The 13387-nt window shown below is 48.7% G+C and carries 10 protein-coding genes; 9 read left to right on the forward strand and 1 reads right to left on the reverse strand.

What is annotated here, in order from left to right:
• The first annotated feature begins 190 nt into the window (after nucleotides 1–190).
• The 8 genes from WFI24_RS11470 (at nucleotide 191) to WFI24_RS11505 (ending at nucleotide 10407) form a co-directional block, all read left to right on the forward strand.
• Nucleotides 191–4228 (forward strand): DNA polymerase III subunit alpha, encoded by a 4038-nt coding sequence (locus WFI24_RS11470; RefSeq protein ID WP_336760837.1) that lies wholly within the window; start codon nucleotides 191–193, stop codon nucleotides 4226–4228.
• Nucleotides 4229–4532: 304 nt separating this feature from the next.
• Entirely contained in the window at nucleotides 4533–5024 is a 492-nt protein-coding gene (locus WFI24_RS11475) for a phosphatidylglycerophosphatase A family protein (RefSeq protein WP_336760838.1), read from the forward strand.
• Nucleotides 5025–5307: 283 nt separating this feature from the next.
• Nucleotides 5308–5496: a hypothetical protein gene (locus WFI24_RS11480; RefSeq protein WP_017689496.1), complete on the forward strand. Its 189-nt coding sequence runs from the start codon at nucleotides 5308–5310 to the stop codon at nucleotides 5494–5496.
• A 406-nt stretch (nucleotides 5497–5902) separates the two neighbouring features.
• Nucleotides 5903–6796 carry an acetyl-CoA carboxylase, carboxyltransferase subunit beta gene (accD, locus tag WFI24_RS11485; protein WP_145319560.1) on the forward strand — a complete coding sequence of 298 codons (894 nt, stop codon included), beginning with the start codon at nucleotides 5903–5905 and terminating at the stop codon, nucleotides 6794–6796.
• On the forward strand, nucleotides 6797–7828 hold the full coding sequence (locus WFI24_RS11490; protein ID WP_145319557.1) for an acetyl-CoA carboxylase carboxyltransferase subunit alpha: 1032 nt from the start codon (nucleotides 6797–6799) through the stop codon (nucleotides 7826–7828). It begins immediately after the preceding gene.
• A 105-nt stretch (nucleotides 7829–7933) separates the two neighbouring features.
• Nucleotides 7934–9361 carry a pyruvate kinase gene (pyk, locus tag WFI24_RS11495; RefSeq protein WP_062833547.1) on the forward strand — a complete coding sequence of 476 codons (1428 nt, stop codon included), beginning with the start codon at nucleotides 7934–7936 and terminating at the stop codon, nucleotides 9359–9361.
• Between the two features lie 103 nt (nucleotides 9362–9464).
• The gene (locus WFI24_RS11500; RefSeq protein ID WP_336760845.1) at nucleotides 9465–10001 is read left to right on the forward strand and encodes an acyl-CoA thioesterase; all 537 of its coding nucleotides are present in this window, start codon (nucleotides 9465–9467) and stop codon (nucleotides 9999–10001) included.
• A gap of 7 nt (nucleotides 10002–10008) precedes the next feature.
• Entirely contained in the window at nucleotides 10009–10407 is a 399-nt protein-coding gene (locus tag WFI24_RS11505) for an FxsA family protein (RefSeq protein ID WP_336760847.1), read from the forward strand.
• A 93-nt stretch (nucleotides 10408–10500) separates the two neighbouring features.
• Here WFI24_RS11505 and ytvI read toward each other — a convergent pair whose 3' ends face one another.
• Entirely contained in the window at nucleotides 10501–11619 is a 1119-nt protein-coding gene (gene ytvI, locus WFI24_RS11510) for a sporulation integral membrane protein YtvI (protein ID WP_145319548.1), read from the reverse strand.
• 529 nt (nucleotides 11620–12148) lie between these two features.
• On the opposite strand from ytvI, the gene citZ reads away from it, so the two are divergent.
• On the forward strand, nucleotides 12149–13261 hold the full coding sequence (citZ, locus tag WFI24_RS11515; RefSeq protein WP_145319545.1) for a citrate synthase: 1113 nt from the start codon (nucleotides 12149–12151) through the stop codon (nucleotides 13259–13261).
• The last annotated feature ends 126 nt before the right edge of the window (nucleotides 13262–13387 follow it).

The raw sequence follows: 13387 nt of genomic DNA on the forward strand, positions 1-13387 counted from the left end.
ATTGTATGGGCGTGCCCCCGAGCGTTATGATAAAATAGAATAATAAAGTCTTCTTTTAAGAGGTTGTCACGAATTTTAATAGGAGATTCCATTTTTTTATTTATTTAATTCATATATATGAGAGAGATAGGGCAGTAAACGGATCAGAAGATCGATGCTGCGACTATCTGCGGCGAAAGGAAGAAAAAACATGAGTTCTTTTGTGCATTTGCACGTTCACAGCGAATACAGTTTGCTGGACGGCGCTGCGCGTATTCCGGATCTCGTGGGTAAGGCTGCAGATCTTGGAATGACAACACTGGCGCTGACCGACCATGGCGTGATGTATGGTGCAATTCCTTTCTATAAAGCCTGCGTTGAACGAGGCATCAAGCCGATTATAGGTTGCGAGGCATACATGACTGCAGGGTCCCGCAAAGAGCGGGGAAGCCGCAAGGATCAGCCGATTCATCATTTGATTTTACTGGCCAAAAATATGACGGGTTACCGGAATCTGATGAAATTGTGCTCGATTGGACATCTCGAAGGTTTTCATTACAAACCACGTGTAGATATGGAAAGTCTGGCTGCCCATCACGAGGGCATTATCTGTCTAAGTGCGTGTCTTGGTGGTGAAGTACCACAGCATCTGCTGCATGGACGAGAAGAAGAGGCGAGACGTGCGGCGTTACGCTACAAAAATATCTTTGGTGACGACTTCTATTTGGAACTTCAGGATCACGGGCTTTCGGAGCAAAAAAGGGTAAATCCTCAGCTTATTCGTCTGGCTGCCGAGCTTGAGATTCCGCTTGTAGCCACCAATGATGCGCATTACCTGTCCGAAGAGGACGCGGAGCTTCAGGATGTATTGATCTGTATCGGAACAGGCAAGACCGTAGATGACGAGACACGGCTTCGGATTGGAACCAATCAGCTTTATCTGAAAAGTGAAGAAGAGATGGCTCGTTTGTTTCCTCATGTGCCCGAGGCTCTGGCCAACACCGTCCGCATTGCGGAGTCTTGTGAATTGGAGCTGGAATTCGGCAAATCGATTTTGCCTGAATACAGACCACTCCCCGATGGACTCAGCCCTTCGGCGTACCTGCGTCAACTGTGCGAAGAAGGAATGGAGGAGCGTTATGCGCAGTCCACACGTTGGACAGACGCGGAGCTTCGATCCGAACTCGAACAACGATTGGCGTATGAGCTGGGTGTAATCGACAGTATGGGATTCTCGGATTATTTCCTGATTGTCTGGGATTTTATCGCCTATGCGCATAAGCAAGGCATTGTTACTGGACCAGGCCGGGGCTCCTCAGCAGGTAGTCTGGTAGCATACACGTTGCATATCACCGATGTTGATCCGATGAAATATAACCTGCTCTTCGAGCGATTCTTGAATCCCGAGCGGATCTCCATGCCCGATATTGATATTGACTTCAGTGATGAGCGGCGGGATGAGGTCATTGATTATGTAGCGCATAAATATGGCAAAGCCCATGTCGCTCAGATCATCACGTTTGGAACGATGGCTGCCCGGGCAGCCGTGCGTGATGTCGGGCGGGCCCTGAATGTGCCTTACGGCGAAGTGGACAAGGCTGCGAAGCTGATTCCAGCGCAGCTCGGCATTAACATAGAACGGGCCATGGAGGCTACACCTGAACTGAAGGCGCTATATGAAACCAAGCCAAAGACTCGTGAGCTGCTGGATATGGCCATGAAGGTCGAAGGCATGCCACGTCATGCTTCGACGCATGCGGCGGGAGTGGTCATCTCCCGTGATCCGTTAACCGATGCAGTGCCGCTACAGGAGGGCAGTGAAGGGACAGCGTTAACCCAGTATTCCATGGAAAACCTGGAGTCGATTGGTTTGCTTAAGATGGATTTCCTTGGTCTGCGTACCCTCTCGATCATTGAGCGTTGTCTACGTTGGATTGGGGAACATGGAGAAATTCCGGATTTCCGTCTTATCCCGGATGATGATGCGTTAACGTATGAGATGCTTGGGCGAGGGGACACGATGGGCATATTCCAACTGGAATCTGCCGGGGTGCGCCGGGTGCTGAAAGAAATGAGGCCCAGCGTATTTGAAGATGTGATCTCCGTATTGGCCTTGTATCGTCCAGGTCCGATGGAGTTCATATCCAAATACATTCAGGGCAAGCATGGACAGATCGAAGTGGATTACCCGCACGTGGATCTGGAGCCCATTCTGAAAGATACGTATGGCATCATTGTGTATCAGGAGCAGATTATGCAGATTGCTTCACGGATGGCTGGTTTCTCGCTGGGTGAAGCGGATTTGCTTCGTAGAGCGGTCTCCAAGAAGAAAAGGGAAGTACTGGATCTGGAGCGTGGACACTTTGTACAGGGCAGTCTGAAACAAGGGTATAGCGAAGAAGAGGCAGATCTGGTCTATGATATGATCGTCAAGTTTGCCAACTATGGCTTCCCGCGTGCTCATGCTGCGGCGTACGGCGTGCTCGCGTTCCAGACGGCTTATCTGAAGGCGCATTATCCTGTTCATTTTATGGCATCCATGTTAACAGCCGTAATGGGCAGTCATCGTAAAGTGGCCGAGTACGTGGTGGAATGCCGTCGTATGAATATGGAGGTACTCCCACCGGATGTGAATGAGAGCGGTATTCTGTTTACGCCTGTCTTTGTGCCCACGGTCAACGGGAGTTCCTTCGGGGAGCATTCCGACCATGAGGAAGATGGTTATTCGGGGCAGGCCGAATATGGTGAAGCACCTTTGCCAGATGACCCGGGGCCGGGACCAGATGAGGACGCTGGCGGATATGAGTGGCAAGCATCGGCATCCATGCCTGAGGCATCCGACAACCGGAAGGGACCGGGATTGGTGACGGCTGCTTCAACGGAAAATGGTGATGATCAGGTACGAGAGGCTTCTTCTTCGCAAGCGGAGCATGGTGAATTGTCCACTGTGGAGAAGACTGTTGCCATGTCTGATGAGAATCCGGATGAGGCAAAATTATCTGGTGCGATACGTTTCGGTCTGGCTGCTGTGAAAAATGTCGGTACCCAGGCGATGGAAAGCATCATGATCGTAAGACAGGAGAGACCGTTCGACAGTTTGCTCGATTTTTGTCGTCGCGTCGATCTGCGCGTATGTAACAAACGTGTGATTGAATCGCTGATCCAGGCAGGAGCTTTTGACACTTTGCCTGGGCACCGGGCCCAATTACTCGCGATGCTGGATGAGACGGTGGAGGCGGCGCTGAAATGGCGCAAGGAACGTGAGGATCTGCAGATTCAATTGTTCGACTTCGTTGAGACGCCGAACTGGGAGATCGAATACCCGGAAATTCCTCCTTATTCCTCAGGTCAGCAACTGGAGCTAGAGCGTGAGTTGTTAGGCTTGTATCTTTCCGGTCATCCGCTGGATGACTATGAAGATGTGCTGGAATCGAGTGGGGCTGACCGGATCATGGAGCTGACCGAGGCGGCTGACGACACGATGACTGTGGCCGCGGGAATGGTTGTGTCTGTGAAGTCGATTACGACGAAACAGGGCAAAGCCATGGCGTTCATGGAGCTGGAAGACCAGATTGAACGCTGCGAAGTGGTTCTCTTTCCCGAGGTATGGCGGCGTAGCCAGCAGCATGTCGGGAAAGGTGAACTACTCGTCGTGCGTGCCAAAGTGCAGCAGCAGGACGAAGGGTTCAAGCTGCTGGCTGAGGAGGTGGCGCCGCTGTCACCGGCGGCACTGGAGCAGCAGCTGCGCAGCCGTGACCGGCGCGGCAAGCCCGGCAGCGGCAGCTCTTCGCGCCCGGCGCAGGCGGCTTCGCCGCGGCGGCCAGCGGGCGCAGGAGCCGAAGCGCAGCAGAGCAGCGCAGGCGTAGGTGCTTCGGCTGCGCATGGCAGCGGAAGCCAAGGCCCGGCAGCGACTCGCAGCGATGCGGCGGGTACGGGCGCAGCCACGGCAGCAGCGTCCCGGGCCGATGGTGCCGCAGAGACGGCTGGCAGCCCGGAGCAGGGCCGCGGACCGCGGGCGGTGGAGCAGCGGGTGTTCGTGAAGATTGCGCCGCATGCAGAGAAGCCTGAGCTTCTGGCACGACTGAAGCAGCTGCTTCAGGAGCATCCCGGACCTGTGGCGACGGTTCTCTTCTATGAGCAGCAACAGAAGTTACTTGCCTTGAGTGATGCCTATCGGATTAAGCCATCACCAACCTTGTTCTCCGATATGGAGAAGATGCTGGGTGAAGGCACGGTCAAAATTAAATAAGAGGCTGTCCCGTAAGTGATAGCACTTATCCATATTATGAAACCTGTTTGGCTCAATGCTGAACAGGTTTTTTTGTGATTATTTTAGCGGGGTTCCCTGACGACAGGGTTTAAACAGATGAATGACAGACTTGTTATAGGCCAGCTACAGACCAGAGCGGAATGTACAAACCTGCAACATGTCCAGGGTGCGACTGGTCTTAAGCATCCGCACATTTTATGAACATTTTAGCAGTTTGCTGCATACACTTGAGAACACCGAAGGACCTCGCGGTCCTCGGGGGATTGATGCGGGAGGTCGAGATATGTCATATGAAATCGTAGAAGCCATGCTGGCCCGGCGGGGTGTACGAATTGATGCCATCGCAGCAATAGTATACCGTCTGCAAAAAGGGTACCACCCGGAACTGACCTTGGACGACTGTGTAACCAGCGTGAAATCCGTTCTGCAGAAACGAGAGGTGCAATATACGCTCTATACAGGTATTGCGCTCGACGAACTTGCGGAGAAAAAACTCTTGCCCCAACCGTTACAGGCTATTATGGAAGCGGATGAATCTTTGTATGGAGTGGACGAGACTCTGGCCCTCGGCATTACTCATGTGTATGGTATGATCGGTTTAACCAGCTTTGGTTATCTGGATAAAGAAAAAATAGGTGTTATTCATGATTTGAACGAACATGCATCCGCCATTCATGTCTTTTTGGATGATCTGGTCGCAGGGGTGGCGGCTGCAGCTTCTGCCCGGATTGCTCACAAAAATATTAAAGCCAAAAAATACACCTCCGACCTGTAACCCCCTGCATTTCCATGCTTACATGCTAGTGTCACTCCAATGGCTCATATGAAGTCATCAAGGGCGGCTGAGGCTGCCCTGGTAGGCTTGATGCTGCTTATTGTTGAGGTGTGACCAAGAAGATTTCGTCAACCATATGAGTTGTCCGTGGGGGACAAATGTCCCTCATGATCCCAAATTCTCCCCAAAGGTCCCGAACCCTTTCTTGCAGAAAAAAAGTGAGGTATGTTATCATTAGTCCAATATACGGGCTCTGAACATTAGCTTAGGGGGCGGACAAGGCATGTGGACGGTGATTTACATTGCACCGACAGCAAAGGTTGCGGACAAGATTAAGACCAAGCTTTCGGAAGAAGGTTTTCTGGTACAGACCCGTCCCATCAGTTTATCCAAGCAGCAATTTGAGATTCGCGTCCCTTCTGGGGAATTGGAAGAGGTCCAGGAAGTGCTGAATTCCATTCTGCATTCCTGATTTGTTCGACATCGACGTGCCTTGGCAGATGAAGAAGTACCATCGGTACATAAGGGACTAATCGCGTAAGCGGAGAGAGGAATCGACTTGCATGTATTGTATGCTGCTGTCCTTCCTTCTTTTTTTGTTAGGACAAGGACCGACCTGGTTGCTCCCGGAGACCCTACCAAGATAGATTCAAACATCGGCGCAACAATCTTTCGGTTATTGCAGGTAACATCAATCGTGCTGACAGAAGCCGCTGATCCTTGCCCTGTACCGGCGGATTTTTTTGTTGTGAATGCTGGACAAGGGCTCATGGCAGCGTGTGGGTCGTAAGCGGTTTACCGTAGCGCGCGGGTGAAGCTGCCTCAAGCAGCGAACTGCAGGTTGCGGCCATCAAATCAACGGCTGGAGAGGTGTAGTTGTGTTCAAAGATATATTCCAGAAGAAACGGAAGTACGCTACCATACCTTCCGAGCGTGCACTTCCAGGTGAAGGCCAGGAAGTCCTAGAACGCCCAAAACGTGAAATACCTGAAGGGCTTATGAACAAGTGCAGCAAATGCGGCACCATTCAATATAGCAAGGAATTGGAGAAAAATCTGAAAGTATGTCCTGCCTGCGGTTACCATATGCGTCTTAACGCTATGGATCGTATTGCCATGGTACTTGATGATCAAGGATTTGTTGAGTTTGACGCTGATATGATATCGGTTGATCCGCTTGGCTTTCCCGGATACAGCAACAAACTGGAACAACAGCGCCTGAAATCGGGCCTGAAAGAAGCCGTAATTACAGGGGAAGGCACCATTGATGGGCTGCCTGTGGTTGTGGCTGTCATGAGTTTTGATTTCTTCTCAGGGAGTATGGGTTCGGTTGTAGGGGAGAAAATTACTCGTGCCATTGAACATGCAACAGAGAAACGTTTGCCATTGATCATTTTCTCCACATCAGGTGGTGCCCGGATGCAGGAGAGTATTCTCAGTCTCATGCAAATGGCCAAAACAAGCGCAGCTTTATCCCGTTTGGATGAGCAGGGTGGTTTGTTTATCTCGGTCATTACGGATCCAACGACAGGTGGAGTCTCGGCAAGTTTCGCGAGTCTGGGCGATATTAATATTGCCGAACCTGGCGCTGTATTTGGTTTTGCCGGCAGAATCGTTATTGAGCAGACCATCCGTCAGAAGTTACCTGATGATTTCCAAACGGCTGAATTTAATATGCAACACGGCCAGCTGGACATGGTTGTCCACCGCAAAGAACTGCGGGCCACTCTTGGTAAGCTTCTGGATATGCATAGTGAAAAAGGAGGGGTCTAAATGGCGGGTGAGTTGCCATATGAAGCGCCTCTGGTTGAGATGCGCAAAAAGATTGATGAACTTGTACAGTTTGGACAGGAGAAAGGCATCGACTTCACGGACGAGATTGCCCGCCTGGAAGAACGTTATCATAGACTTGAAGAAGAGATCTACACAGGCATAACGGCAGCTCAGAAGATGCATCTGGCGCGTCATCAGCAGCGCCCAACTGCTCTGGATCTGATCCAGTTGATATTTACGGACTTTATTGAGCTGCACGGCGACCGCATGTTCGGAGACGATCTTGCGGTTGTTGGCGGGCTTGCCAAGTTAAATGGAAAAACGGTAACCGTCATCGGACAACAGCGGGGGAAAGATACGAAGGACAATATCGCCCGCTTTTTCGGGAGCGCTCATCCGGAAGGTTTCCGAAAAGGGCTGCGTTTGATGAAACAAGCGAACAAATTTGGTCGCCCTATTATTACGTTTATTGATACTAAAGGGGCGTATCCGGGTAATACTGCAGAAGAGAGAGGTCAATCGGAAGCTATTGCCCGCAACCTGATGGAAATGGCGAAGTTTTCGGTTCCTGTTATAGTTGTGGTCATCGGCGAAGGAGGAAGCGGCGGTGCCCTCGCTATGGCTGTGGGTAACCGTGTGTTGATGCTGGAACATGCGATCTATTCTGCGATCTCTCCGAATGGTGCTGCTTCGATTCTCTGGAAGGATGCATCCAAGGCAGATCAAGCGGCTGAAGCGATGAAAATAACAGCCAAAGACCTGCTGGAGATGGAAGTCATTGAAGATATCATCCCTGAGCCACGCGGCGGTGCTCATCGGGATTATGAAGCGTCTGCTGCGTTCATCAGTGAAGCTCTGGTTCGTCATCTCGAGGAGATGAAAGGTTGGAGCGGAGAGCAGTTAAGGCAGGATCGTTATGAGAAATTCCGTAAAATTGGATCGGTCACGTTTGAGCCTCAAGCGCCTGTTGAAGTCCCTGAAGAGCGGGTAGAAGTCGATGTGGCGAGTAATTTGTCGGGAAATGCAGAATAATGTGACGAATTTCCTATACAAATGAGCAAAAGTATAGTAAATTTAATAGTTGGAAAAAGAAAAATAGATAAAGAGATATACCTTTAAAATCGGAGGAAACCCAAAATGCGCAAAACGAAAATTGTATGTACGATTGGTCCATCCAGTGAATCTCTGGAGAACACCAAAAAATTGATTATGGCCGGTATGAATGTGGCCCGTCTGAACTTCTCCCACGGTGATTTCGATGAGCACGGCGGACGGATCATTGCGATTCGCCAAGCATGCGAAGAGTTGAACAAAACAGTAGCGATCCTGCTGGACACCAAAGGACCGGAAATTCGGACAGGTAAACTCGAAGTTGAGCCGATTGAATTGGTTCAAGACGAGTACATCACTTTGACAACAGAAGAAATTCTGGGCACCAAAGAACGTCTTTCCATTACGTATACAGATCTTCCGAATGATGTTGAACCGGGATCTACAATTCTGATCGACGACGGTCTGATCGGACTGACTGTGGTGGAAGTGCAAGGCACCGAGATCAAATGCCGTATCGTTAACGGCGGATCGATCAAAAGCAAAAAAGGTGTTAACGTTCCGGGCGTTGCCATTTCTCTGCCGGGTATCACTGAAAAAGATGCTAACGATATCGTATTCGGTATTGAGCAAGGTGTCGATTTCATCGCAGCTTCTTTTGTCCGTAAAGCGAGTGACGTACTTGAGATTCGTGAACTGCTTGAGAAACACAATGCTGGACATATCCAAATTATCTCCAAAATCGAAAACCAACAAGGTGTCGATAACCTCGATGAAATCCTTGAAGTGTCTGACGGCCTGATGGTTGCTCGTGGAGACCTGGGTGTTGAGATTCCAGCGGAAGAAGTACCATTGGTACAAAAACGCATGATCGAAAAATGTAATGTTGCAGGTAAACCGGTTATCACAGCTACACAAATGCTGGATTCCATGCAACGTAACCCACGTCCAACACGTGCGGAAGCAAGTGACGTGGCGAATGCGATCTTCGACGGTACGGACGCAATCATGTTGTCCGGTGAGACAGCTGCGGGTAAATACCCAGTTGAATCCGTTCTGACAATGTCCCGTATTGCTGAAAAAGCAGAATCTGCTCTGCCTTACCAAGAGCTGTATCTGAAGCAACGTGTGGCTCAACAAACAACAGTAACTGAAGCGATCAGCCAATCGGTTGCCCTATCAGCTCAAGATTTGAACGCGAAAGCGATCATTACTTCGACTGAATCCGGACACACTGCACGCATGATCTCCAAATATCGTCCAGAATCTCCAATCATCGCTGTGACAACGGAAGACAGAACTTCCCGTCGTCTGGCCCTGGCTTGGGGTGTAACTCCTGTCAAAGGAAGACTGGTTGATTCCACGGATGCATTGTTCGAAAACGCAATTGAAGGCGGCGTAAAATCCGGACTGGTTAAAGAAGGAGACTTGGTTGTGATCACAGCTGGTGTACCTTTGGGTCGTTCCGGTTCTACCAACCTGATCAAAGTAAGCCAAATTCCAAACAACGCTTAATTGCGTTTTTTGGATGGAGAAGCAACAGGAAAGAAGCAATGGGGCGTTATTGTCCCGTTGCTTTTTTTCCATCTTAATGACACTTTACAGTGATGTAACACGTATGAATGGTAGAGCGAAGGAGGCCAATAACGTGCGAGAACAGAGCAAGGGTAGCTGGTATGCGGCACGTCTTCGTGTACGCTATCAAGAAAGTGATCAGATGGGCGTGGTCTATCACGCGAACTATTTAAATTGGTTTGAAATCGGTCGAACTGAGATGATTCGCCAAATGGGGTATACATATCGTAAAATGGAGGAACAGGGGTTATTGCTTCCCGTAACCGGACTGGATGTGAAGTATCACAAACCTGCCCGATATGATGATGAGATTATCATTTTCACCCGTATTGCTGCATTTAGTGGTCTGCGACTGAACTATGAGTACGACGTAAGGCGCATGTCTGAAGACCCTGATGAGCATATGGCGATTGGAGAACGGGTATGGACAGCTGATGAATCACTCCCCGGTGAACGGTTGGTTACAGGTTCTACCCAGCACGTATGGGTGAACGGGAACTGGAAGCCAGTCCGGCTGGATAAAGCAGCTTCTGAGCTATACAGCGCGCTTGAAAAGGTGTGGCTTTCGGGAAAGGGGTAATTCGTCAATGCGAAAATGGATGTGGGCTCTACTATTAATCATTCCGGTGATTGAATTATTTGGTTTCATTCTGATGAGTGACTGGATTGGAGCCGGAAAGACATTGCTTCTCATGATTCTCACGTCCTTAATTGGTATAGCCATGTTGCAGTTTGAAGGGCGAAAAGTACTTGTAGACGCCAAATTGGAGATGGAGCGCGGCAAGGTACCTGGACGAAAAATGGTCGATGGTCTTTTTATTTTTGTTGGTGGTTTTTTGCTCTTGATTCCAGGCTTTGTAACCGACCTGATTGGATTCACACTTGTGTTTCCATTAACACGTCCGGTCTACCGTCTGTTCTTCCTGGGATGGCTGGAGAAAAAAATGAAAAATGGAAGCATCACGTTTTATCGTCGTCCGAAATGAGACACCTGTGCTATGCCAAAAGGCTCCGTTCAACAGATAGTTCTGTTGAATGGAGCCTTTTCTATTATAACTGTATGCTCCTGTAGATAAGCCTCATCGGACACGTCCGTTAATGATATACGTTCTGAGATCACGCAATACGTTAGCACGATTGAACGCATCAAGGATCACCAGACTGACAGGACCAATAATCAAGCCGAGTACGCCAAAAAGTTTCAAACCCACGAACATGCCAACGAGCGTGGCGAGCGGGTCGAGTCCTACGCTGCTGGCAAGTACCTTCGGTTCAATTATCTGACGGGCAATCAGTAAGATCAGATAGATAACACTAATACCAATACCAAGATACAGATCTCCATTCATAAACAGGTATGCTGCCCAGGGCACCATGACAAGACCAACACCCAGATATGGAAGCAGATCGACCAAACCAATCATCAGAGCGATGGTGAAGGCTGAATTGACTTGCAAAATAAGCAGTCCAATCATGACGAATAGTGCTGTAATTGAGATCATGATCAATTGTGCTCTTGCGTATCCGAACAGTGCCTTCTTAAGGTCAGTCCATATGTCGGAGATCGGCTTGCGAATGGAAGAGGGTACCCATCCCGATACGGTGATGCTGTGCCTGGTCCAACTTTTGCTAATGAAGAATGTAGACAACAACACAACGATTAATACCGCGCCCATGTTAGGCAGGGAAGTCAGCAGACTCAGAATCATGTTGAAAAATCCGGTGACCAGATCTGTCACGGCTGTACCCACCGTTTCGGTCGTTTTACTAATATTGCTGTTGATGGTTTCCTGGTAGTTGGGATTTTCCTTGTAAAATTCATTGATCTGCGCAGTCAAACTTTGAATCGTGTCATTCTGGGTCCAGCGCACAAACGTGTCTTTGATCTCATCAACATGAAGATCGAAGCTCGTCGTGAGTGAAATGACTTCTTTCACCATACGGGTAACTGCCGCAGACAGCACTACCGCTATGGCTCCAAAATAAAGGATCAATGAGAGGGTCACAGCCAGCCACCGGGGGAATCGTGCTCTATGCTGAAGCAATTTCACCAATGGATTCATGGCATAGGCGATAATCCAGGCGATCACAAAAGGGTATAAGAGCGGGAACAGCAAGTATATGGCAACGGCGATCAGAAAGGTCGCAATAATAACCCATAAGCCGCGGAGCAGGCGTTTCAATATGATTCTATCCAAGCATCAACTCTCCTTATTTCAATTAAGCCGACCTATGTATAATTCATGAAGCCGTATTAGAATAGATGGCTATCTTAATTAATATAGAGCATTTACAAGGTTTTGAAACGCCGGGATGCTAACAGTGCGCGTTCAAAGGGGAATTTTTGAAGTACCTCTACCCGGAATCTTTCTTTTGCCTAGAGTATGCCTCAGTACTACAGAATATAGCAATAGAAAGTTCCTCAGAAGACAAGATTGGTTAAAAAACATTAAATGTCAACCTTGTTTTTGTAAAGGCTTTCAAAAATGCTTTATCACTCCGATAAAGAAGTTTGATGTGCGAATGATCTCTCATCATGTTCACATAAACGACAAAATCCAGTATGATGTTATAAGTAAATAGCGATTGACAGATAGGAAAAACGTATTTTGTATTATTTGGTAATTTCAAAATGAAAATGTTTACAAAAAGAGGATAGGTGCATTTTGGCACTTATATGACACTCTGGAATGGATCTTGATTTCGCTTATTAAAGGAGAGATGTATATGACAGCTACCAAAGGTCTGGAAGGCATCGTTGCAACAACCTCTTCGATCAGTTCTATTGTAGACGGTGTGCTCACATACCGTGGTTACGATATCGACGATTTGGCTGAACATGCTAGCTTTGAAGAAGTTGCCTATTTGTTGTGGTTTGGTAAATTGCCAACAACGGATGAACTGAAATCCCTTCGTAAAAGCCTGAGCGATTACGCGCCGATTCCGAGCGAATTGATTGCACAAATCCAATTGTATCCGAAAAACATCAGTACCATGGCAGCACTTCGTTCCGCTATCTCTGCACTTGCACTGTACGACGAGCAAGCTGATGAGATGACAACGGAAGCGAATGAGAACAAAGCAGTTAAGTTGCAAGCACAGTTGCCAACGATTGTGGCAGCCATCGCCCGTATTCGTCAGGGCAAAGAACCTGTGGCTCCAAAAGAAGGCGCTTCCATCGCAGAGAACTTTTTATATATGATGACTGGTGAAGAACCGTCCGAGACCGCAGTCAAAGCACTGGACCAAGCGCTCGTCCTGCATGCGGATCACGAGTTGAACGCTTCGACATTTGCAGCCCGTGTAACGGTTGCAACGCTGTCCGATATCTATTCCGGTGTAACTTCAGCCATTGGCGCACTGAAGGGACCACTGCATGGCGGTGCTAATGAAGCCGTTATGAAAATGTTGAATGAGATCGGTACGCCTGATCGTCTGGAAGCGGCTATTCAGGAAAAACTGAACAACCGTGAAAAGATCATGGGCTTTGGACATCGCGTATACAAAAACGGTGATCCACGTGCCAAACATCTGCAGAAGATGTCCAGAGAACTGGGCGAAATGAACAATGATACACGTCTGTATGATATGTCTGTGAAGATCGAGGAACTGGTAACAGGACAAAAAGGACTGAAGCCAAACGTAGACTTCTATTCTGCTTCTGTGTATACCCAACTGGAGATCGAACAGGAATTGTTTACGCCGATCTTTGCGATCAGCCGGGTGTCTGGATGGACTGCGCATATTCTGGAACAGCTTGCGGACAACCGCATCATTCGTCCACGTGCGGAGTACACCGGTCCTACAGAACAGAAATACGTTTCTATTGAACTTCGCTAATAGTCGCAAAACCAGTATAATAATATAGACGAGGTGAAGGGTTGGAAAGTAGAAGCCTTACTAGCTTGGACTTTCAGGACCCTTCCTTCAACAAGACTAGTGGTATGATAAATACTGCATATACAA

It is taken from the genome of Paenibacillus sp. USHLN196 (assembly GCF_037144955.1).
Classification (GTDB): Bacteria; Bacillota; Bacilli; order Paenibacillales; family Paenibacillaceae; genus Paenibacillus; species Paenibacillus xylanexedens_C.